This window comes from Pseudomonas sp. NPDC089392 (genome assembly GCF_044749595.1).
Classification (GTDB): Bacteria; Pseudomonadota; Gammaproteobacteria; order Pseudomonadales; family Pseudomonadaceae; genus Aquipseudomonas.
Window position 1 is genome coordinate 64,189 of record NZ_JBIVIF010000021.1, and the last position, 23,106, is coordinate 87,294.

Genomic DNA, 23,106 nt, shown 5'->3' on the forward strand with positions numbered 1-23,106 from the left:
CAGGGTGACTATCAGAGCTTGATCAAAACTGACTTGAGCTCGGTGTAGTGTTCGATGGCCGCAGCCCCCATCTCACGCCCGACACCGGACATCTTGTAGCCCCCAAACGGCAGCGCCGGGTCCAGCGCGCTGTGGCAGTTGACCCACACCGACCCCGACTTGATGCGCGGGATCATCCGGTGCACGGCGGCCAGATCGTTGGACCAGATGCTGGCACCCAGGCCATAGGGGTTGTCGTTGGCCATGCCGACCACTTCGTCGAGATCATCGAACGGCATCGCCACCAGTACCGGCCCGAAGATCTCTTCCTGCACCAGGCGGTGGCGCTGGTCGACGTCGACGATCACGGTCGGCTTGACGAAGTAACCCGGCCCAAAGCCCTCGCCGCCGCAGGCGATGGTCGCGCCCAGCTCGCGCCCCAGTTCGATGTAGCCGGTGACGCGGTCCTGCTGCTTGGCCGAGATCAGCGGGCCCATCTGCACCGCCGGGTCCAGCCCGCTGCCCAGCTTCATGCCATTGGCAATGCTGGCGATGTCGGCCACTACATTGTCGAAATGCTTGCGGTGCACATACAGCCGGGAGCCTGCGCAGCACACCTGGCCCTGGTTGAAGAAGATTGCCGTGGCGGCGCCAGCGGCGGCGTCCTGCAGGTTGGCGTCGGGCATGACGATGGTTGGCGACTTGCCGCCCAGCTCCAGGGTGACGCGGGTCATGTTGTCCATGGCCGCCTTGCCGATCAGCTTGCCGACTTCGGTGGAGCCGGTGAAGGTCAGTTTGTCCACGCCGGGGTGGCGGCTAAGCGCGGCGCCGGCGTTCAGGCCGGTACCGGTGACCACGTTGAACACGCCTGCCGGGTAGCCGGCTTCGTCTACCAGTTCGGCCAGCTTGAGCACGCTCAGCGGGGTTTCATCAGCGGGCTTGAGCACCACGGTGCAGCCGGTGGCCAGGGCCGGGCCCAGCTTCCAGCAGGCCAGCAGCAGCGGGAAGTTCCAGGCGACGATGGCGCCGACCACGCCGACAGCCTCACGGCGCACGAAACCGTGGAACTGGTCGTTGGGCATCAGCGGCATGGAGGCCTCGACGGTGCTACCCTCGATCTTGGTGGCCCATCCCGCCATGTAGCGCAGGAAGTCGATGGCCAGTTGCACGTCCATCACCTGGGCCACGGCGGCGCTCTTGCCGTTGTTCAGGCATTCCAGTTCGGCCAGCTGGCGGGCGTCACGTTCCATCAGGTCGGCCAGGCGCCACAGCAGGTTTTGCCGTTCCCGCGGGCGCAGGCGGCTCCAGGGTGAATCGTCGAAGGCCTGGCGTGCGGCGCGCACGGCGCGGTCGACATCTTCGGCTTCGGCGGCGGGCACCTCACCCAGCACTTCACCAGTGGCCGGGTTGCGGAACGACAGGGTGCGACCGCTGGCGGCGTCCTGCCAGTCGGCGCCGATGCGCATCTTCAGCTTGCGTTCGAGGAAGGCGCGGGTGGCGGGCAGGATGGGCAGTTCGGAAAGCATGGGGCTGTGCCTCTTGTCTTTGGATGTGACGGGCACTGGCGCAATGGCCGTGCCAAGCTGGGCTGATGGCCGCAAAGCGCTGAAGGTATTGGGTTTTGCCTGTGCGCAAGGTTGTGATTGCAGGCCTGCGCTGTTGCACATTGAGACGGTGTGAGACGGTGGTGAAACAAAAAAAGCGGGGCCGCTGTGCGGCCCTTTCGCGACACAAGGCCGCTCCTACAGGGGACCGCGTGCAGCCTGTAGGAGCGGCCTTGCGTCGCGATCGGCCTGCGCAGCAGGCCCCTTGTCTCAAGGTGAAACACTCAGTCGCGGAATGGGACGCTCAAGGAACAGGATGCGGCATTCGAATGTCGCTGAAATTCCCCTCAACACCTTGATTTAAAACATTTTTGCAGCACCTGGCACAGTTTCTGTATCACAACCGTCACATGCACACCTGCTGTACCAAAGCGTGCGAAAAACGATAAGAACAACAACCGTGGAGGTCTGACCTTGAAGACGACTCGACTCCGGCGGCATGCGGGCAAACTGGCGCTGGTCGCCGCCGCGCTGCTGAGCACCCAGGCCATGGCGGCCGAGCAGGGCCCGAGCCTGTTGCAGAACAAGTGCATGGGGTGCCATATCCCCGAAGGCAACGATACCTATAGCCGCATCAGTCATCAGCGCAAGACGCCGGAAGGCTGGCTGATGAGCATCGCCCGCATGCAGGTGATGCACGGCTTGCAGATCAGCGACGACGACCGTCGCACGCTGGTCAAGTACCTGGCCGACAAGCAGGGCCTGGCGCCGAGCGAGACCGATGGGGTGCGCTACGCCATGGAGCGCCGGCTCAACACCGTCGAGCACTTCGACACCCAGCTCAGCGAAACCTGTGGCCGCTGCCACTCCGGTGCCCGTGTCGCCTTGCAACGGCGCCCGGCCAAGGAGTGGGAACACCTGGTCAACTTCCACCTCGGCCAATGGCCGTCCCTCGAATACCAGGCCCAGGCGCGTGACCGCGACTGGCTGCCGATTGCGCTGCAGCAAGTAGTACCCGAGCTGGCCAAGCGCTACCCGATGGAAAACGCGGCGTGGGCCGAATGGCAGAAAGCCAAGCCCAAGGCCGACGTGCTGCCGGGGCAGTGGGCATTCAGTGGCCATATGCTGGCCAAGGGCGATGTACGTGGGGTAATGAGCGTTACCGCCAACGAGGGCGACACCTTCAAGGTCGAGGTCAAGGGCGCTTATGCCGATGGCACGCCGTTCAACGGCAGCGGCTCGGCAATCCTTTACAACGGTTATGAATGGCGCGGCAACGTCAAGGTCGGCGACGCCAACCTGCGTCAGGTGTTCGCTGCGCTGGATGGCGAAATGAAAGGCCGTATGTTCGAGGCCGAACACGATGAGCGTGGCCTGGACTTCACCGCCGTGAAAGAAGGCAAGGCGCACCTGCTGGCGGTACAACCGGCGTTCATCAAGGCCGGCGCCGAGAGCGAAATCACCTTGGTCGGCAGCGGCCTGACTGGCAAGCCAGACCTGGGCGCCGGGGTGGAAGTGACCGAAGTGCTGGAGCAGACCCCGACCCTGGTGCGGGTCAAGGCCCGCGCGGCGGCCGATGCCAAGCCCGGCCAGCGCGAAGTGGCAGTGGGCGCGCTCAAAGGCGTCAACCTGGCGGTCTACGACAAAGTCGACGAAGTGAAGGTAGTACCAGCGTTCTCCATTGCCCGCATTGGCGAGAACGGCGCTTCGGTGCCGAAAGTGCAGGGCCGTTTCGAGGCCGAGGCCTGGGGTAAAGATGCCAACGGTCAGCCGCTGCGCATCGGCTACCTGCCGGCCAGCTGGAAGGTCGAGCCGTTCAACGAGCGGGCGGTCGAGGACGAAGACGTCAAGTTCGCCGGGCAGATGCAGGCCGATGGCGTGTTCGTGCCAGGCGGTGCCGGCCCCAACCCCGAGCGCAAGATGATGACCAACAACGCTGGCAACCTGAAGGTCATCGCCACGCTGGCCGACGGTGGTCAAACTGGCGAAGGGCACATGATCGTCACCGTACAGCGCTGGAACAACCCGCCGCTGCCGTAACGGCAAGACGCAACGGTTTTCCAACGGATCGATTATCGGGAGGTCGCCATGGGCGTACTACTGAACCTGGTCGAACGCAACCTGCATGAAGTGCAGGTCGATGCCGACCGCATGCTGTTCCATATTCCCAGCAGTTCGCTGTTTGCCACCGATGCGGTGACCGGCAGCATCATCGACGCCTTGCGCCAGCAAGGCTGCTCGGCCGAGGAGCTGATGCAGCGCCTTGGCCAGCAGTTTGCCGGCGACGATATCCAGGACACCCTGCGCGAGCTGATCGCGCTGGAGCTGGTCAGCGACGGCTCGCCGCTGACCCCGGAAATCGCCCTCAAGCAGGTCGAGCGCACCGCGCTGAACACCGTGGTGCTCAACGTCAACACCGGCTGCAACCTCAGCTGCACCTATTGCTACAAGGAAGACCTGGACAAACCGTCCGCCGGCAAGAAGATGAGCACTGATACGGCCGAAGCCTCGGTAGAGATGCTGCTCAAGGAATCGCCCAACGAGGAACGCTACAGCGTGGTGTTCTTCGGTGGCGAGCCGCTGTCCAACCGGCCGTTGATCGAGCACATGGTGGCCTACTGCGAGCGGCGTTTTGCCGAGGCGGGCAAGCAGGTGGAGTTCATCATGACCACCAACGCCACCTTGCTTACCGAAGAGATCATTGACTGGCTCAACGCCCACCGCTTCGGCCTGTCGATCAGCATCGACGGCCCGAAGACCGTGCACGACCGCAACCGCATCACCTTGGGCGGGCAGGGCACCTATGACGTGGTGCGGCGCAAGGCCGACCTGCTGCTGTCGCGCTACACCAGCCGCCCGGTGGGCGCGCGGGTCACGCTGACCCGTGGCATCACCGACGTCGAGACCATCTGGAACCACCTGTTCAACGAAATGGGCTTTGCCGAAGTCGGCTTTGCCCCGGTTACCTCGGGCGACATGGCCGACTTCAACCTCACTGGCGAAGAGCTGGTGCAGGTGTTCGCCAACATGAAAGCGCTGGGCCGCAAGTACCTGGAGGCGGCACTGGAGCACCGCAACATCGGCTTCTCCAACCTGCACCAGCTGATCACCGACATCCACGAGGGCCACAAGAAGGCCCTGCCGTGCGGTGCCGGGCTGAAGATGCTGGCGGTGGACCACAAGGGCGAATTGAACCTGTGCCACCGCTTCACCGGGTCCAACCTGCCGACCTTCGGCAACGTGCACCAGGGCGTGAAGCAGGCACAGCTCAACGACTTCCTGTCGCAGCGCCTGGACCGCAGCAACACCGGCTGCGAAAGCTGCCGCATCCGCAACCTGTGCTCCGGTGGCTGCTACCACGAGAGCTACGCCCGCTACGGCGACCCGCAGCACCCGACCTACCACTACTGCGAACTGATGCGCGACTGGGTCGACTTCGGCATCGAGGTCTACAGCCGCATCATGGCCGCCAACCCGGCCTTCATCGACCGCTACATCACCCCGCGGAAGGCGCACTGACATGAAGCACTTGAAGCCCCTGAACAACAAGGCGCGCATCCTCGAACAGGCCGCCGCCGAAGACCGCGTGGAAGAAGTCATGGCCATGAGCGCAGTGGCTGGCTGCACCGCTACCACCGACCCGGGTTGGGAAGTGGACGCCTTTGGCGGCGTGAGTTCGCTGTGCCAGCCGATGGAAGCCGACCTGTATGGCTGCTCCGACCCTTGCTGGTGGCCGGCCCAGGTGCCGGACATGATGAGCACCTACCAGGAATGGAACGCCCAGGCGAGCAATTCCCAGGAAGACTGGCGCAACCTCGGCACCGTGTTCCCGAAAGACAAGTGACCGGCCCAACAAGAATGACAAGGGGAAACCGCATGAAAGCTGGACGCTGCGCGCCACTCGCGCTCACCATCGCCGCCATGGCTTGTGCCGGGCTGGCACAGGCCGACGACACCGGGCCGGCGCTGAAGGCTGGCCACGAATACATGATCGTGACCAACTACCCGAACAACCTGCATGTGGTCGATGTGGCCACTGACACGGTGTACAAGAGCTGTGTAATGCCCGACAAGTTCGGCCCCGGCACCGCGATGATGGCGCCGGACAACCGCACCGCCTACGTGCTCAACAACCACTACGGCGACATCTACGGCATCGACCTGGACACCTGCAAGAACACCTTCCACGCCAACTTGTCCAGCGTGGCGGGCGAAGTGGGCCGCTCGATGTACTCGTTCGCCATCAGCCCGGACGGCAAGGAAGTGTACGCCACGGTCAACCCGACCCAGCGCCTGAACGACCACTACGTGGTCAAGCCGCCACGGCTGGAGGTGTTCAGCACCGCCGATGGCCTTGAGGCCAAGCCGGTACGCACCTTCCCGATGCCGCGCCAGGTGTACCTGATGCGCACTTCCGACGATGGCACCCTGTATTTCGCTGGGCCGGACATCTACAAGATGGACGTGAAGACCGGCAAGTACACGGTGGCCTTGCCGCTGCGCAACTGGAACCGCAAAGGCTACAGCGCCCCGGACGTGCTGTACTTCTGGCCGCACCAGAACCCGCGCCACGAGTTCTCGATGCTGTACACCATTGCCAAGTTCAAGGATGCCAAGCAGGACCCGAACGAGGCCGAGTTGCTGTACGGCTACCTCAGTGTCGACCTGAAGACCGGCAAGACCCATACCCAGGAATTTGCCGACCTGACCGAGCTGTACTTCACCGGCCTGCGTTCGCCCAAGGACCCGAACCAGATCTACGGCGTGCTCAACCGGCTGGCCAAGTACGACATCAAGGAGCGCAAGCTGATCAAGGCGGCTAATCTGGAGCACACCTACTACTGCGTCACCTTCGACAAGAAGGGCGACAAGCTGTACCTGGGCGGCACCTTCAACGACCTGGCGGTGTTCAACCCGGATACGCTGGAAAAGGTGAAGAACATCAAGTTGCCGGGTGGTGACATGTCTACCACTACACCGCAGGTGTTCGTCCGTTAAACCGGTGTGTGCTTCTTCGCGGGTAAACCCGCTCCCACAGGCATCCCACAATTTTCAGACCTGTGGTGATCCTGTGGGAGCGGGTTTACCCGCGAAGAGGCCGGCACAAATAACACAAAAACCAAGAAAGCGCCGCGCCCCTTGTAGGAGCGGGTTTACCCGCGAAGAGGCCGGCACAGACAACACAAAAACAACAAGAGATCGCCCATGCCTCAGCCAAGCTATTCCCAGGGCAACCAGGCCAAGCCCCTGCTGACCCAATGCATCGGCGACGCCTTCGACACCACCGTCGCCCGCTTCCCCAACCGCGAAGCCCTGGTAGTCCGCCACCAGGCCCTGCGCTACACCTGGCAACAACTGGCCGAGGCCGTCGACCAGCACGCCCGCGCGTTGATGGCCCTGGGTGTGCAGCCCGGTGACCGCTTGGGCATCTGGGCACCCAACTGCGCCGAATGGTGCATCACCCAGTTCGCCAGCGCCAAGGTCGGTGCGATCCTGGTCAATATCAACCCGGCCTACCGCTCCAGCGAACTGGATTACGCCCTCGGCCAGTCCGGCTGCCGCTGGATCATCTGCGCCGATGCATTCAAGACCTCCGATTACCACGCCATGCTGCTGGGCCTTATCCCTGGCCTGGCCAACGGCCAACCGGGCGCCCTGATCTGCGAGCGCTTCCCGGAGCTGCGCGGCGTGGTCAGCCTGGCCGTCGCGCCACCGCCGGGCTTCCTCGCCTGGCACGACCTGCAAGCCCGTGCAGACGCCGTCAGCCGTGAAGCCCTGGCCGAACGCCAGGCACAACTGCGCAGCGACGACCCGATCAACATCCAGTACACCTCGGGCACCACCGGTTTCCCCAAAGGCGCCACCCTCAGCCACAGCAACATCCTCAACAACGGCTACATGGTCGGTGAAAGCCTGGGCCTTACCGAGCATGACCGGTTGGTGGTACCGGTGCCGCTGTACCATTGTTTCGGCATGGTCATGGCCAACCTCGGCTGCATGACCCACGGCAGCACCCTGATCTACCCCAACGATGCCTTCGACCCGCTGGCCACGCTGCGCGCGGTGGCAGAGGAAAAGGCCACTGCGCTGTATGGCGTGCCGACCATGTTCATTGCCGAACTGGACCACCCGCAGCGCGGTGAATTCGACCTGTCGAGCCTGCGTACCGGGATCATGGCCGGTGCGACTTGCCCGATCGAAGTGATGCGCCGGGTGATCGGCGAGATGCACATGGCTGAGGTGCAGATTGCCTATGGCATGACCGAGACCAGCCCGGTGTCGCTGCAGACCGGTGCCACTGATGACCTGGAACGTCGCGTGACCAGCGTTGGCCGCACCCAGCCACGGCTGGAGAACAAGGTAGTAGACACCGACGGCAATACCGTGCCGCGTGGCGAAATCGGCGAGCTGTGCACGCGCGGCTACAGCGTGATGCTGGGTTACTGGAACAACCCCAAGGCCACGGCCGAGAGCATCGATGAAGAAGGCTGGATGCACACCGGTGACCTGGCGGTGATGGACGAGCAGGGCTACGTGCGTATCGTCGGGCGCAGCAAGGACATGATCATTCGCGGGGGGGAGAACATCTACCCGCGCGAACTGGAGGAGTTCTTCTTCACCCACCCGGCGGTGGCCGATGTGCAGGTGATTGGTGTGCCGTGCAGCAAGTATGGTGAAGAGATCGTGGCCTGGGTGCGGCTGCACCCGGGGCATACCGCCAGCGAAGAGGAACTGCGCGAGTGGGCGAAGGCGCGGATTGCGCACTTCAAGGTGCCCCGGTACTTCCGCTTTGTCGACGAGTTCCCGATGACGGTGACGGGCAAGGTGCAGAAATTCAGGATGCGCGAGATCAGTATCGAGGAGTTGTCTGCCGGGTGATGTATTGCCTGTACCGGCCTCTTCGCGGGTTTACCCGCGAAGAGGCCGGTACAGGCAACAGATAGTCTCAGCCCTGTAGCAACTCCGGGCTGTTGAAGTTGCTCAACCGGCGATCACCCTCTGCACATTCCAGCGCCTGGACCTTGTCGCGCAGCAAGGCCTTCTGCAAACTCCGCTCCCCCTCGGCCCAGGCCTGTTCCAGCACCGGCAACACCCGGCGCGGCAGCACGCTGAACATCGGCTGCCAATAGCCCCCCTGGCGCACCATGGCGGCGCAGTCATCAGCTGCTGCCACACGCAGCAGGTCCTCGATCAGCGCCCGGTCAACCAGCGGCGCATCGCAAGCCAGCACCACCACCCATTCATGCCGTGCCACCTTGAGCCCGGCAATCACCCCCGCCAGCGGCCCCGGGAAGTCCGCCTCGGCATCGCCCACCAACTGGTCGGCATACGCCCGGTAGGCATCCTGATTGCGGTTGCAGGAAATCACCAGGTCGTCGCACAGCGGCCGCACCACACGGTGCACATGCGCCACCAGTGGCTCGTTTTGCCAGTCGATCAAGCCCTTGTCACGGCCACCCATGCGCTGCCCGCGGCCACCGGCAAGGATCAACAGAGAGCAAGGCGGCAGGGAGCGATAAGCGTGATAAAGCTTCTGCACTTCTGGATCGTCCAGGCTTTCATACCTGATGTTTTCTTTGTCCAGCCCATCCAGTCCTTGGATTGCGCCAATCATCTCTGGCCATTGCGCTCTATGCGAAACATCTATCAGGAAGGGCTTCAGGTATTTATCCAGATGACCTTTCGAGGGATGGTTGATTTCAGTGCTCAAGGCCGAGAGGTAGTCATCCTTGATGGTGCGAGACCAGTCGATGGCAAAACCGGCACGATGACAGAGCTCCATGAACACCAGCAGTATCGTTCGGCCGTTACCGTCCAGAAATGGATGCGCATCGGCCAATAGCCCGAGTACTTCGCCCGGGTGCTGCCTGAGCCGCTGCTGGTCTTGCCCAAGTTTCAGCGCATGGGATGCCCAGTGTTGGATCTGGTCGGGAGGGCAGAATGCGGTATGCCGCGGATCATTGTCTGTTCCCTTGAATACCGCCAGTCTTGGCACAAGTTCGGCGCGGTCCTTGCCGGCCCAGGGATAGAAGTCCGAGAACAGTAGTTGATGCAGCTCCAACAAGGTCTGGTAGGTGATGTGCTGACAATTGGATAGCAGGAAAATGGCGTCTTCCAGGCTGGATTCAAACGCCAGGTGCTCCATTTTTTTGATTTGTGCAGGGTCTTTGAGCTTGAAGACGTTTCGCAGGTAACCTGCGGACTGAAAATCGTTGAAGGGATCGAACATCATGCGCTGATCTTTCGCCCATTGCCGTATTCAGGAGCTTCATTTAAATAACGGGCTTCCAGCTCAAGAATCTGCCGCTTGGTGAGAACACCTTTTTTCTTGAGCGAAACCAGCATTCTTTCGATGTCGTCGAGGGTGACAATATCACCCGACATACGAGTGATCGTCGTTGCCAGGTCGCTGAAACGGTCCTTTTCACTGGTAACACCATGCTGTTTGGCAAGTTCCAGGACCTGGCTTTTGATGCTGGCATCGCGGGCTTGTGTCATTTCAGCTCCTCCACCGATGCCAGCAATATTAACACACCGACTTTTACCCGTGCGGGCTGCCATCCACGGCGTTATCTAGTTGGCCAGTAGCCTCAATGGCAGCTTTTTTGCGCCCCGCAAAGCGCATCACTACCACGAAGAACACCGGCACAAACACCACCGCCAGGGTGGCGCTGAGCATGCCGCCGATCACCCCGGTGCCGATGGCCTGCTGGCTGGCCGAGCTGGCGCCGCTGGCGATGGCCAGTGGCACCACGCCGAGGATGAACGCCAGCGAGGTCATCACGATCGGCCGCAGGCGCAGGCGCGCGGCCTGCACGGCGGCGTCGACAGCGTCCACCCCCTGGTCGACCAGGTGCTTGGCGAACTCGATGATGAGGATGGCGTTCTTTGCCGACAGGCCGATCAGGGTAATCAGGCCAACCTTGAAGAACACGTCGTTGGGCATGCCACGCAGGGTCACCGCCAGCACCGCGCCGAGTACGCCGAGCGGTACCACCAGCAGTACGGCAGTGGGGATCGACCAGCTTTCGTACAGCGCCGCCAGGCACAGGAACACCACCAGCAACGACAGCGCCATCAGCATCGGTGCCTGGCTACCGGACAGCCGCTCTTGCAGCGACAGACCGGTCCATTCCAGGCCGGCACCGGCTGGCAGCTGCGCCACCAGGCGCTCGATTTCGGCCATGGCCTCCCCCGAGCTGTAGCCGGCCGCAGGCTCGCCGGAAATCGACACCGCCGGATAGCCGTTGTAGCGGGTCAGCTGCACCGGGCCGCTGACCCACTTGGCCTGGACGAACGCGCCCAGCGGTACCATCTTGCCGCTGTTGTTGCGTACATGGATTTTAAGCAGGTCCTGGACCTGGCTGCGCTGGTCGCCTTCGGCCTGCACCACCACCCGCTGCATGCGGCCCTGGTTGGGGAAGTCGTTGACGTAGCTGGAGCCCACGGCCACGTCCAGCACCGTGCCGATATCGGCGAACGACACGCCCAGGGCATTGGCCTGGCGGCGGTCGATTTCCAGCTGCACCTGCGGGCTCTCCGCCAGCGAAGCTTCGCGCACGTTGGTCAGCAGCTTGCTTTTGCCGGCGCTTTCCAGCAGCTGGTCACGGGCCGCCATCAGTTCGGTGTGGCCCATGCCGCCACGGTCCTGCAGGCGGAACTCGAAGCCGGTCGACTCGCCCAGGCCGTCGATAGGGGGTGGCAATACCGAGAAGGCGATGGCGTCCTTGAGCTGGCTGAAGGCCATGGTCGCGCGGTCGGCGATCGACTGGGCACTGTCGTCGGCACCGCGCTCGGACCAGTCCTTGAGCGTGGTAAAGGCCAGCGCCGCGTTCTGCCCGCTACCGGAGAAGCTGAAACCAAGGATCAACGTGGTATTACCCACGCCTGGCTCTTCGGCGTTGTGCGCCTCGATCTGCGCGGCCACCTGCTCGGTGCGCATGCGGCTGGCGCCGGGTGGCAGCTGGATGTCGGTGATGGTGTAACCCTGGTCTTCGGTGGGCAGAAACGCCGTGGGCAGCTGGCTGAAGCCATAGCCCAGCACCGCCAGCAGCACCGCGTACAGCAGCAGGTAACGGCCGCTGCGCTTGAGTGCTAGCACCACCCAACGCTGGTAGCCGTTGCTCATGCTTTCGAAACGGCGGTTGAACCAGCCGAAGAAGCCCTTGCGTTCATGGTGCTCACCCTTGGCCACGGGCTTGAGCAGGGTGGCGCACAGCGCTGGGGTCAGGCTGAGGGCCAGGAACGCCGAGAACAGGATCGACACCGCCATCGACACCGAGAACTGCTGGTAGATCACCCCCACCGATCCCTGCATGAAGGCCATGGGCAGGAACACCGCCACCAGCACCAGGGTGATGCCGATGATTGCGCCGCTGATTTGGCCCATGGCCTTGCGCGTGGCCTCTTTGGGCGGCAGGCCTTCTTCGGCCATGATCCGCTCGACGTTTTCCACCACCACGATGGCATCGTCGACCAGGATGCCGATGGCCAGCACCATGCCGAACAGGGTCAGCACGTTGACCGAGAAACCCATGGCCAGCATCACGGCAAAGGTGCCCATCAGCGCCACCGGTACCACCAGGGTCGGGATCAGCGTATAGCGCAGGTTCTGCAGGAACAGGAACATCACCGCGAACACCAGCAGCATGGCTTCGAACAGGGTGGTGATGACCTGTTCGATCGACACTTTGACGAACGGCGAGGTGTCGTAGGGGATGTCGTACTTGACGCCTTCCGGGAAGTAGCGTGCCAGGTCTTTCATCTTCGCGCGTACCAGCTCGGCAGTTTCCATGGCGTTGGCGCCGGGTGAAAGCTGCACGCTGAAGGCGGTGGCCGGCTTGCCGTTCAGGCGCGTGCCGTACTGGTATTCCTGGGCACCGATCTCGACCCGGGCGACATCACCGATGGTGACGGTGGAGCCGTCCGGGTTGGCGCGCAGGACAATGGCGGCGAACTCCTCGGGGCTGCTCAGCTGGCCCTTGACCACCACGTTGGCAGTGATTTCCTGGGTGCTGCGGCTGGGCAGGTCACCGATGCTGCCGGGCGCGACCTGGGCGTTCTGGCCGGCGATGGCTTCGGCCACGTCATTGGGTGTGAGGTTGAAGCCGATCAGCTTGCGTGAGTCGATCCAGATACGCATGGCACGCTCGGAGCCATACAGCTGGGCCTTGCCGACGCCCTTGAGGCGGCGGATTTCATCCATCACGTTGCGCGCGAGGATGTCCGACAGCGCGGTTTCGTCGAGCTTGCCGTCTTCGGAGGTGAGGGTGGCCAGCAGCAGGAAGCCGGTGGACACCTTCTCCACCTGCAGGCCCTGCTGGGTAACCGGACGCGGCAGGCGCGACTCGACCACTTTCAGGCGGTTTTGCACGTCGACCTGGGCCAGGTCCGGGTTGGTGCCTGGGGCGAAAGTGGCGGTGATGGTGGCGCTGCCCAGGCTGCTCTGCGACTCGAAGTACAGCAGGTTGTCGGCGCCGTTGAGCTCCTGCTCGATCAGGCTGACCACGCTTTCGTCCATGGTCGCCGCCGAGGCGCCTGGGTACACGGCGTAGATCTCCACCTGCGGCGGCGCTACGTTGGGGTATTGGGCCACCGGCAGTTGCGGGATGGCCAGCGCGCCGGCCAGCAGGATGAACAGCGCGACCACCCAGGCGAATACCGGGCGGTCGATGAAGAATTGCGGCATGAATCAGGCCCTCACTGGCCGGTGTGCTGTGCGATAGGCGGCGCCTTGGATGCGTTGTCGACCTGCACCCGGTCACCGGCCTTGACGTGTTGCAGGCCCTCGACCACCACCCGCTCGCCGGGGGCCAGGCCTTCGCTGACGACCCAGCGGTCGCCTTGGGCGCTGCCCAGCACCACCTGGCGGTCGCTGACCCGGGCTTGCTGGTCGACCACCAGCACCTTGGGTACGCCGGCGCTGTCACGCAGGATGGCGCGCTGCGGCACGCTCAGGCCCTTGGGTTGCACGGCCTGCTCCAGGCGCACGCGCACATAGCTGCCAGGCAACAGGTCGAGGTCCGGGTTGGGGAACTCGCTGCGCAGGGTGATCTGGTTGGTGCTTGGGTCGACGCTGATGTCGGAGAACAGCAGCTTGCCGGGCAGCGGGTAGGCGCTGCCATCGTCCTGGATCAGCGTGGCGCGGGCCTGGCCGTCGCCAACCTGTTGCAGCTCGCCTGCGCGCAGGGCACGGCGAAGGGCGTTGAGCTCGCGGGTGGACTGGGTGACATCGGCATGGATCGGGTCCAGTTGCTGGATGGTCGCCAGCGGGGTGGTCTCGTTCTGCCCGACCAGCGCGCCTTCGGTGACCTGGGCGCGGCCGATGCGGCCGGAAATCGGCGCGGTCACGGTGGCGTAGCCAAGGTTCAGGCGGGCACGCTCCAGCGCGGCCTTGGCTTCGGCCACGGCGGCATCAGCCTGCATGAAGCTGGCCTTGGCGTTGTCGTATTCCTGGCGGCTGACGGCCTTGTCGTCGACCAGCTCGCGGTAGCGCTGCTCCTGCAATCGGGCCTGGTACAGGGTGGCCTGGGCCTTGGCCAGGGTGGCGCGGGCGCTGTCGTGGTCGGCCTTGAACGGTGCCGGGTCGATCAGGAACAGCACATCGCCCTGCTTGACGTCGCTGCCTTCACGATACACCCGCTTGAGTACCACGCCCGCGACCCGCGCACGCACTTCGGCGGTGCGCGGCGCGAGGATACGGCCGCTGAGTTCACTGCTGATGGCCAGGGGCTGCAATTGCAGGGTTTCCACCCGCACTTGCGGGATGGGGGCCTGTTCGTCTTGCTCGGTGCTGTCGCTGCAGCCGGCCAGGGCCAGGCTCATGAACGCCAGGAGCGCCAACGGGCGCAGGCGCGGGGGGAGGGTAGTAGGCATGCGGATCTTCCGATGATGACCGGGTATATGCTACGGCAGGCGTTGCCTGGGCGGCTGTTAATACCTGTAGGGCGAGTGTGAAAAAGTGTGAAGAACAATCCTGTGGTGGGGCAGTGTTCTATATCCTGAGTATTCCTGTGCCGGCCTCTTCGCGGGTGAACCCGCTCCCACAGGTATCGCACAGGGGCCGACATGGGCATACCTCAACCCAGATTTGATCCGCCTATGCCGAATATTTTCCTGGTCGAAGACGACAGCGCCCTGTCCGAGCTGATCGCCAGCTACCTGCAACGCAATGCCTTCCATGTCCAGGTGATCGCCCGTGGCGATCATGTGCTGGACGAGTACCGCCGGCAAAAGCCCGACCTGGTCATCCTCGACCTGATGCTGCCGGGTATCGATGGCCTGCAGCTGTGCCGCCTGCTGCGCCAGGAGTCGCAGAGCCTGCCTATCCTGATGCTGACCGCCCGTGACGACAGCCATGACCAGGTGCTGGGCCTGGAAATGGGCGCCGACGACTATGTGACCAAACCCTGCGAGCCCCGCGTGCTGCTGGCCCGTGTGCGCACCCTGCTGCGCCGTAGCAGCGTCAACGAACCGCGCCTGGACAACGACCTGATCCTGATCGGTGGCCTGCGCATCGACTTGGCCGAGCGCACGGTGAGCTGGCGCGGCGAAGAGGTGGAGTTGTCCAGCGGCGAGTACAACCTGCTGGTGGTGCTGGCGCGCAATGCCGGCGAGGTCATGAACCGCGACCGTATCCTGCAGCAACTGCGCGGTATCGAGTTCAACGGCACCGACCGTTCGGTGGACGTGGCCATCTCCAAGTTGCGCCGCAAGTTCGACGACAACGCCGGTGAAGCACGCAAGATCAAGACCGTGTGGGGCAAGGGCTACCTGTTCAGCCGCGTCGAGTGGGAGTGCTGACCGGCCATGCTCAAGATCCTGGTGCGGTTGTACCTGGTGATCATCGTCGCCTACGCCGGTGCACTGCTGTTCATCCCTGACACCATCGTCGGCCTGTTCCATGACCGCTTCATGGCCTACAACCTGGACCAGGCCAAGGGCGTGCAGTCGTTGATCGTGCGCCAGTTCCGCCAGGCGCCGCGCGAGCAGTGGCCAGTGGTGGAACAAGAGCTGGCCGATGATTTCGCGCCACTGCAACTGCAACTGCTGCGCGTGGACCAGGCCGACCTGAGCGAAGAAGAACAGGCACGCCTGGAGCATGGCCTTTACGCCGTGCGGATTGCCGACTGGGGTTACTACGAGACCGTGCTGGCGCCGCTCGACAAGGAATGGCTGGTGCGCCTGCATTCTCCGCCAGACCCGCTGGACATCAACGTGCTGTCGTGGGGTGTGACCGTGCTGATCGGTGCGGCCATGCTCGGTTGCCTGCTGCTGTGGGTATGGCCGCACTGGCGCGACCTGGAACGCCTGAAGGAAACCGCCCGACGCCTGGGCCAGGGGCAGATGGCCGAGCGTACGCATATCTCGCCGCATTCCAACATCGGTGAGCTGGCCGGGGTGTTCGACACCATGGCCAGTGACCTGGAGCGCCACGTCAACCAGCAGCGCGAGCTGCTCAATGCGGTGTCGCATGAGTTGCGCACGCCACTGACCCGGCTGGACTTTGGCCTGGTGCTGCTGTTCGACGAAGTGCCACCGGCCAGCCGCAAGCGCCTGCTGGAGCTGGTGGGGCATGTGCGCGAGCTGGATGAACTTGTGCTGGAACTGCTGTCCTATAGCCGGCTGTACAACGCCGACCAGGCCCGCGAGCGGGTCGAGGTGTCGTTGCTGGAACTGGTCGATAGCGTGCTGGGCGGCTTTGCCGAGGAACTCGATAGCCGGGGTATACAGTGGGAAGTGCAGGCCGAGGGCGATTTGCCGCGGTTTGTGCTGGACCCGCGGCTGACGGCGCGGGCGGTGCAGAACCTGGTGCGTAATGCCATGCGCTATTGCGACGAGAGTTTGTTGCTGCGCTTGCGCCTGGAAGCGGATGGCGGCTGCTTGCTGACGGTTGAGGATGACGGGATTGGCATTCCGGTGGAGGAGCGGGAGCGGATCTTCCAGCCGTTCTATCGGTTGGACCGTAGTCGTGACCGTAACACCGGCGGGTTTGGGCTGGGGCTGGCGATCAGCCGTCGGGCGATCGAGGGGCAGGGTGGGACCCTGACCGTGGCGCAGTCGGCGCTGGGTGGGGCGCAGTTCCGGATTCGGTTGCCTGCTGGGTGATGGGTTGGCAGGGCCGGCCTCTTCATTTCAGGCTTTTTCTTGTGGGCTACTTCTTGTAGTTTTAAAGGTCGTTTACCCAGGGAGCTGAACATGCAAGGCAAGGCACGCAAGATCGTCCAGGCCATTCTTTACGAAGCCATCGCCGTCGCCTGTGTGGCGCCCGCGCTGGAGCTGGCGTTTGGCGCTGGCATGGCGCAGTCGACCGTGCTGTCGGTGCTGATGTCGGGTATCGCCATGAGTTGGAACATGGCCTTCAACTGGGCGTTCGAGCGCTGGGAGGCGCGCCAGCACCAGCGTGAGCGCACCTTCATGCGGCGCCTGCTGCATGCCTTGGGCTTCGAAGGCGGGCTGGTGCTGATCCTGCTGCCGCTGGTGGCGTACTGGCTGGACGTGAGCCTGTGGGCGGCCTTGCTGACCAACCTGGCGTTGTTTGTGTTCTTCTTCGTTTATGCCTTTGTCTTCCAGTGGGGCTTCGACAAGGTGTTCGATGTGCCGCTTTCGGCGCAGCAGGCAAAGTGTTGACTTGCAACCGCGCGGCAGGCTAAGTTCCTACCCCATGAATACATTCCCGCACGTGAACGCCATTATTATTACCGCCATTATCAGCTTGGCGGGCTAGCGCGTACGTGCACCGAACCCGCCCTGGAGGCGGGTTTGTTCTCTCTGACTCCTGGGCAACGTGAAAACAGCCAAGGAGTCATCGATGACCAGCTTCAGCGTCACCCCGCGTACTACTGTCACCCCCCAGCAACTGCTGTCGGAGCAGGTGCGGCGCATTCTTGCCGCGCCGGTGTACGACCTGGCCATCGAAACGCCCCTGCAAGCCGCGCCTGCTTTGTCTGCCAGCCTGGGCAACCAGGTGTTGCTCAAGCGTGAAGACCTGCAGCCTACTTTCTCGTTCAAGATCCGCGGCGCCTACACCCGCCTGTCACGCCTGAGCAGCGCGCAGCGCGAGCGTGGGGTGATTACTGCATCAGCAGGTAACCATGCCCAGGGTGTGGCCATGGCGGCATCGCACCTGGGCATGAAGGCCACCATCGTCATGCCTACCACCACGCCATCGCTGAAAGTGGAAGGCGTGCGTTCGCGCGGCGGGCATGTGGTGCTGCACGGTGAAAGCTTCCCGCATGCGCTGGCCCACGCGCTGAAACTGGCCGACAGCGAAGGCGCCACCTTCGTGCCACCGTTCGATGACCCGGATGTGATCGCCGGGCAGGGCACCGTGGCCATGGAAATCCTCCGCCAGCGCCCGGGTGCGCTGGATGCCATCTTCGTGCCGGTGGGGGGCGGTGGCTTGATCGCCGGTATCGCCGCCTACGTGAAATACCTGCGCCCGGAGGTGAAGGTGATCGGCGTCGAGCCAGAGGACTCCAATTGCCTGCAGGCTGCCATGGCCGCTGGTGAACGGGTGATCCTGCCGCAGGTCGGTACCTTTGCCGATGGCGTGGCGGTGGCGCAGATCGGCGCCCATTGTTTCGAGCTGTGTCGGCACTTCGTCGATGAGGTGGTGACGGTGAGCAGTGACGAGCTGTGTGCGGCGATCAAGGACATCTACGACGATACCCGTTCTATCACCGAGCCGTCTGGAGCCCTGGCCGTGGCCGGGATCAAGAAGTACGTGGGGCGCAACGGCGTGCAGGGGCAAACCCTGGTGGCTATCGACTCTGGGGCCAACGTGAACTTTGACCGCTTGCGCCATGTGGCCGAGCGCGCCGAACTGGGCGAGCAGCGCGAGGCGATCATCGCTGTCACCATCCCGGAACAACCAGGCAGCTTCCGCGCCTTCTGCCAGGCGCTTGGCAAGCGGCAGATCACCGAATTCAACTACCGCTATTACCCTGGCAAGGAGGCGCGCTTGTTCGTCGGGGTGCAGACCCACCCTGTGCACGACCCGCGCGAGCAATTGCTGGCCAGCTTGCGTGAGCAGGGTTACAGCGTGCTGGACCTGACCGATAACGAGCTGGCCAAGCTGCATGTGCGCCATACCGTGGGTGGCCATGCCGCGCCGGGGGCTGATGAGCGGGTGCTGCGTTTCGAGTTCCCGGAGCGGCCGGGGGCGTTGCTGGGCTTTTTGGAGCGGTTGGGCAAGCGTTGGAACATCAGCCTGTTCCATTACCGCAACCATGGTGCGGCGGAGGCGCGGGTGTTTGCCGCGCTGGAAGTGCCGGGGGAGGAGTTGGCGGGGTTGCCACTGGCGCTGGATGAAATGGGGTATCGGTATTGGGATGAGACGGAGAACCCGGCGTACAAGCTGTTCCTCGGCTGAGTCCGGTTTTTGTGGCGAATGCAATTTCCCGAATCTTCACCGTTGCAGGCGCCACCGCATTCGCGGGTAAACCCGCTCCTACATTGATTGGTGGTGCACACCGACCTCGCGGGTTTTACAGCCCGTTGTAGGAGCGGGTTCACCCGCGAAGAGGCCGGGCCTGCGGGCCAATTTCCCTGGCCGTTCGCGGTTGCAGGCACCACCGCATTCGCGGGTGAACCCGCTCCTACATTGGTCGGTGGTGTATACCTGAATCGCGGGTTCGGTACAGCCCGTTGTAGGAGCGGGTTCACCCGCGAAGAGGCCGGGCCTGCGGGCCAATATCCCTGGCCGTTCGCGGTTGCAGCCGCCACCGCATTCGCGGGTGAACCCGCTCCTACATTGGTCGTTGGTGTATACCTGAATCGCGGGTTCGGTACAGCCCGTTGTAGGAGCGGGTTCACCCGCGAAGAGGCTGTGCCTGCGGGCCAATATTCCTGGCCGTTCGCGGTTGCAGGCACCACCGCATTCGCGGGTGAACCCGCTCCTACATTGGTCGGTGGTGTACACCTGAATCGCGGGTTCGGTACAGCCCGTTGTAGGAGCGGGTTCACCCGCGAAGAGGCCGGGCCTGCGGGCCAATATCCCTGGTCGTTCGCGGTTGCAGCCGCCATCGCATTCGCGGGTAAACCCGCTCCCACACGGTTCAGCGCTCGCGCATGAAGAAACCTGCGACGAACTTGCGGAAGGTTTCCAGGCTCTTGAAATCGGCGTAGCGCTTGAAGTTCTCGGCATCCGGCTCGGGGCCGATCGGCTGCTCCAGCAGCGACACCGATAGCACCCGGTCCTGATCCGAGGTCATTACCAGTTCGTCCATCACTTGGCCACCGATCACCGGGCGACGCATCTGCACCTTGACGCCCTTGCTGGCCATCCAGTCAATCAACGACACCAGGGCCTTGAGCGGCTCGCGTTCTTCATCGCGATACACCGGGAACAGGTGGGCGCGTGATAGCACCGGCACGCTGGCCACATGGATCAGCTCGTAGTAGTGGCTGCCGGCACTGGTCGGCGAGTAAAGCATCAGCGCCAGCAATGGCCCGCTGGTGCGGTTGCCGCCCCAGTACAGGTGGTGCCCCTGGAAGTCGAAGCCGTCTTCACTGCGGTTGTTGAACAACTTGCGGCCTTTGATCTGGTCGACGCAGTCCAGCAGCAGGCCGTGGCGGCGGTGGTTGCCGAACACCGTGGCTTCGCGCAGGCGGGACTTGAGCATCAGCATGTGCTTCATGTCCAGGCGGGTTTCCAGGTAGTTGCTGGCGGGTACCCGCTCTAGCAGCGGGTAGCGGCCGGCCACGCTGCGCAATTCGGCAAATTGCGTGGTCAGGTCCTTTTTCAGGTGGGTGGCATACAGGTTCAGGCCGCTGGTTTCGAGCCAGGTCAGCAGCAGCGACAAAAGCCGCTGCTGTTCACGCCGCTCGCTGCCATCGCTGCCAGCACTGGGGGTGGCAGCGCGAAAGTCGCCGATCAGGCGCAAAGGTGTGTCGGGCGGCAGCCAGGCAGCAGGGGGCTCGGGGTCGTTTTCGCGCTCGGCGGCTTCCCGTTCGTCCTTGGTGAACGGGCAGCCGGGTGCATGCTCGGCGGTGCCCGGGTTGTTCTTGAGGAACAGCGTGCCGGTGTTGCCATTGAGGGTGACGTTGAGCACCGGCAACGCATCGGTGCGGCAATCACAGGCCAGCCACTGGTTGGCGTTGCGCACTTTCATCAGCAGCTGGTTGGCCTGCAGCAGGCGTGGGCCGACGAGGCTGCCGGTGGCAAAGCCAACCAGCAACTCCTCTTCGGCGGGGGTCAGGCTGCGCACCTGGGCGGCGGTTTTGTCGATGATTCGCATGAAGCAGCTCCAAGCTACGAGCCCCAAGCTTCAAGCAAAGTCGCGCCGCTTTCAACTTGCCGCTCAGTTGCCGCCGAACATCTTCGCGGCACGGGCGCGAATTTCGTCGGGGGTGAGGTCCTCCTTGTGGGTGGAAACGAACCAGATGTTGCCGAACGGGTCTTTCAGGGTGCCGCTGCGGTCGCCGTAGAACTGGTCGGTCAAGGGGTGCAACTGGGTGCCACCGGCCGCCAGGGCCTGGGCGTAGACCTTGTCGCAGTCCTCGACGTACAAGTGCAGGCCCACGCCTGCGCCGCTGAGCTTCTGGCTGGCGGTGAGGCCACCTTCCATGTCGCAGGGGTCACCGAGCATCAGCGAAGAATCGCCAATCTTCAGTTCGGCATGGCCGACGCGGCCACCCGGGGCGTCGAGGCGAAACATTTCTACCGCGCCAAAGGCCTGTTTGTAGAACTCGATGGCCTTGGCGGCGTCGTTGATGGCCAGGTACGGGGTGATGCTGTGCTGGCCTTCGGGGATGGGTTTGGCTGCCATGTTCAACTCTCCTTTGCAGTGGGCGCCGGTTGGCGCCCTGTTGCTTAGAGTCGTTTGCACAAATGGAAAATCGACAGCGGCGCTAGAACGATTCTCTATAAGTGCGGCCGTCAGAAGATGTAGTCGGTGGTCAGGAAGCTCGACTGGCGGTTGCGGATGATCTCGCTGATCAGTTCCTTGTTGGCCTCCTGGAAGCGCGTTGCGACCAAGGTACGGATAGAGAACACGCGCAAGGCGTCATGCACCGACAGGGTGCCTTCGGCGCTGTTCTTGCGACCGTTGAACGGGTAGGTGTCCGGGCCGCGCTGGCATTGCGCGTTGATGTTGATGCGCCCGACCTGGTTGGCGAAGGTGTCAACCAGGCTGCCGATGGTCGCCGGGTCGTTGCCGAACAGGCTCAGTTGCTGGCCGTAGTCGGAATCCAGCACATAGTCGACCACTGTCTGCAGGTCGCGGTAGGGCACCACCGGCACCAGCGGCCCGAACTGCTCTTCGTGGTACACGCGCATGCTGTGGTTCACCGGGTACAGCAGGGCGGGGTAGAAGAACGAGCCACGGCTGTTGCCGCCGCCTTCGTTGAGCACCTTGGCGCCTTTGGCCGTGGCATCGGCGACCAGGCTGTCGAGGTAGTCGACCTTGCCCTGCTCGGGCAGTGGTGTCAGCGCCACACCAGGCTCCCACGGCATGCCGGGCTTGAGCGCGGCCAGCTTGCGCTGGAATTTGTCGAGGAACGCATCCACCACATCCTCGTGGACGAACAAGATCTTCAATGCCGTGCAGCGCTGGCCGTTGAACGACAGCGCGCCGGTGACCGCCTCTTCGACGGCGTTGTCGAGGTCGACCTGCGGCAGGACGATGCCCGGGTTCTTGGCGTCCAGGCCCAGTGCTGCGCGCAGGCGGTGCGGGCGTGGGTGCAGTTTTTTCAGGTCGCTGGCGGCCTTGTGCGTGCCGATGAAGGCGAACACGTCGACCTTGCCGCTGGCCATCAGCGCGCTCACGGTTTCGCGGCCACGCCCATAGATGACGTTGATTACCCCCGGCGGGAAGCTGTCACGGAACGCTTCAAGCAACGGGCGAATCAGCAGCACGCCGAACTTGGCCGGCTTGAACACCACGGTGTTGCCCATGATCAGCGCCGGGATCAGCGTGGTGAAGGTTTCGTTGAGCGGGTAGTTGTACGGCCCCATGCACAGGGCCACGCCCAGCGGCGCACGGCGGATCTGGCCGAGGGTGCCCTGTTCCAGCTCGAAGCGGCTGGAGCGGCGGTCGAGGTCCTTGAGGGCGTTGATGGTGTCGACGATGTAGTCGCAGGTACGGTCGAATTCCTTTTCCGAGTCCTTGAGGTTCTTGCCGATTTCCCACATCAGCAGCTTGACCACGGCCTGGCGCTGTTCACGCATGCGCGCCAGGAAGGTTTCGACGTGCTGGATACGCTCGGCCACGCGCATGTTCGGCCAGGCGCCACGGCCCTTGTCGTAGGCTTGCACGGCGGCGTCGAGGGCGGTGAGCGCGGTGTCGGCATCGAGCAGCGGGGCGCTGCCCAGTATCACCTGGCGTTCTTCGTCGCCCTCTTTGAGCCAGACTGGGCTGCGCACAGTGGCCAGCGGCCCGTCCCAGCGCCTGAGCTCACCATTGACCAGGTAGTCGCGTTGTTCCAGTGGGGCTCCCAGGCGCCAGGTTTCGGGGATGTTCTCGGCGCTGGGGAAGAGTGAATCGAGCAGACGGTCCATGGGTACTGCACCTCACATTGCTGGGCGGGTTTTGAGCCAGGTGAAACGCTTCAGCTTGCAGCATGCACCGGCCGCCGGAAA

The 23,106-nt window shown here is 63.6% G+C and carries 17 protein-coding genes and 1 pseudogene; 9 read left to right on the top strand and 9 right to left on the bottom strand.

Annotated features, from left to right (window positions below):
- Positions 1 to 11: 11 nt before the first annotated feature.
- A complete protein-coding gene (locus ACIP1G_RS18385; RefSeq protein WP_400739603.1) occupies positions 12 to 1,505 on the bottom strand; it encodes an aldehyde dehydrogenase family protein in 1,494 nt (497 codons plus the stop codon).
- A gap of 492 nt (positions 1,506 to 1,997) precedes the next feature.
- On the opposite strand from ACIP1G_RS18385, the gene peaA reads away from it, so the two are divergent.
- From peaA to ACIP1G_RS18410, 5 genes are all read left to right on the top strand, one after another.
- Entirely contained in the window at positions 1,998 to 3,563 is a 1,566-nt protein-coding gene (gene peaA, locus ACIP1G_RS18390) for a quinohemoprotein amine dehydrogenase subunit alpha (protein ID WP_400739606.1), read from the top strand.
- Between the two features lie 48 nt (positions 3,564 to 3,611).
- Positions 3,612 to 5,042, top strand: coding sequence for a quinohemoprotein amine dehydrogenase maturation protein (gene peaB / locus ACIP1G_RS18395; protein ID WP_400739608.1), 1,431 nt, complete (start codon positions 3,612 to 3,614; stop codon positions 5,040 to 5,042).
- 1 nt (position 5,043) lies between these two features.
- Entirely contained in the window at positions 5,044 to 5,367 is a 324-nt protein-coding gene (qhpC, locus tag ACIP1G_RS18400; protein WP_346643600.1) for a quinohemoprotein amine dehydrogenase subunit gamma, read from the top strand.
- Positions 5,368 to 5,399: 32 nt separating this feature from the next.
- On the top strand, positions 5,400 to 6,521 hold the full coding sequence (peaD, locus tag ACIP1G_RS18405; protein WP_400739611.1) for a quinohemoprotein amine dehydrogenase subunit beta: 1,122 nt from the start codon (positions 5,400 to 5,402) through the stop codon (positions 6,519 to 6,521).
- Positions 6,522 to 6,728: 207 nt separating this feature from the next.
- Positions 6,729 to 8,402 (top strand): fatty acid CoA ligase family protein, encoded by a 1,674-nt coding sequence (locus ACIP1G_RS18410; RefSeq protein WP_400739613.1) that lies wholly within the window; start codon positions 6,729 to 6,731, stop codon positions 8,400 to 8,402.
- 67 nt (positions 8,403 to 8,469) lie between these two features.
- Here the strand turns inward: ACIP1G_RS18410 and mobA are convergent, their stop codons facing one another.
- The 5 genes and pseudogenes from mobA to ACIP1G_RS18435 form a co-directional block, all read right to left on the bottom strand.
- Positions 8,470 to 8,985, bottom strand: a complete 516-nt coding sequence (gene mobA, locus ACIP1G_RS18415) for a molybdenum cofactor guanylyltransferase MobA (RefSeq protein ID WP_400739669.1) — start codon at positions 8,983 to 8,985, stop codon at positions 8,470 to 8,472.
- Positions 8,986 to 9,027: 42 nt separating this feature from the next.
- A pseudogene (locus tag ACIP1G_RS18420) lies at positions 9,028 to 9,756 on the bottom strand (Fic/DOC family protein); the annotation flags it as partial.
- The gene (locus tag ACIP1G_RS18425) at positions 9,753 to 10,022 is read right to left on the bottom strand and encodes a hypothetical protein (protein WP_400739615.1); all 270 of its coding nucleotides are present in this window, start codon (positions 10,020 to 10,022) and stop codon (positions 9,753 to 9,755) included. The gene ACIP1G_RS18425 and the pseudogene ACIP1G_RS18420, both read right to left, overlap by 4 nt.
- Positions 10,023 to 10,065: 43 nt before the next feature.
- A complete protein-coding gene (locus ACIP1G_RS18430; RefSeq protein WP_400739616.1) occupies positions 10,066 to 13,212 on the bottom strand; it encodes a multidrug efflux RND transporter permease subunit in 3,147 nt (1,048 codons plus the stop codon).
- A gap of 11 nt (positions 13,213 to 13,223) precedes the next feature.
- Positions 13,224 to 14,399 carry an efflux RND transporter periplasmic adaptor subunit gene (locus tag ACIP1G_RS18435; protein ID WP_400739619.1) on the bottom strand — a complete coding sequence of 392 codons (1,176 nt, stop codon included), beginning with the start codon at positions 14,397 to 14,399 and terminating at the stop codon, positions 13,224 to 13,226.
- 225 nt (positions 14,400 to 14,624) lie between these two features.
- On the opposite strand from ACIP1G_RS18435, the gene ACIP1G_RS18440 reads away from it, so the two are divergent.
- The 4 genes from ACIP1G_RS18440 (at position 14,625) to ilvA (ending at position 18,897) form a co-directional block, all read left to right on the top strand.
- Entirely contained in the window at positions 14,625 to 15,326 is a 702-nt protein-coding gene (locus tag ACIP1G_RS18440; protein ID WP_400739622.1) for a response regulator, read from the top strand.
- 6 nt (positions 15,327 to 15,332) lie between these two features.
- Complete coding sequence (locus ACIP1G_RS18445) at positions 15,333 to 16,631, top strand: ATP-binding protein (protein ID WP_400739623.1); 1,299 nt, start codon at positions 15,333 to 15,335, stop codon at positions 16,629 to 16,631.
- A 90-nt stretch (positions 16,632 to 16,721) separates the two neighbouring features.
- On the top strand, positions 16,722 to 17,153 hold the full coding sequence (locus tag ACIP1G_RS18450; protein ID WP_400739626.1) for a PACE efflux transporter: 432 nt from the start codon (positions 16,722 to 16,724) through the stop codon (positions 17,151 to 17,153).
- Between the two features lie 181 nt (positions 17,154 to 17,334).
- On the top strand, positions 17,335 to 18,897 hold the full coding sequence (ilvA, locus tag ACIP1G_RS18455; RefSeq protein ID WP_400739629.1) for a threonine ammonia-lyase, biosynthetic: 1,563 nt from the start codon (positions 17,335 to 17,337) through the stop codon (positions 18,895 to 18,897).
- 685 nt (positions 18,898 to 19,582) lie between these two features.
- On the opposite strand, the gene ACIP1G_RS18460 is transcribed toward ilvA, so the two are convergent.
- The 3 genes from ACIP1G_RS18460 to ACIP1G_RS18470 all read right to left on the bottom strand — a co-directional run bounded on the left by ACIP1G_RS18460 (position 19,583) and on the right by ACIP1G_RS18470 (position 23,025).
- On the bottom strand, positions 19,583 to 20,764 hold the full coding sequence (locus tag ACIP1G_RS18460) for a hypothetical protein (protein WP_400739632.1): 1,182 nt from the start codon (positions 20,762 to 20,764) through the stop codon (positions 19,583 to 19,585).
- A gap of 63 nt (positions 20,765 to 20,827) precedes the next feature.
- On the bottom strand, positions 20,828 to 21,295 hold the full coding sequence (locus ACIP1G_RS18465) for a VOC family protein (protein WP_025752945.1): 468 nt from the start codon (positions 21,293 to 21,295) through the stop codon (positions 20,828 to 20,830).
- Positions 21,296 to 21,405: 110 nt separating this feature from the next.
- Entirely contained in the window at positions 21,406 to 23,025 is a 1,620-nt protein-coding gene (locus tag ACIP1G_RS18470) for an NADP-dependent glyceraldehyde-3-phosphate dehydrogenase (protein ID WP_400739635.1), read from the bottom strand.
- Positions 23,026 to 23,106: the final 81 nt, after the last annotated feature.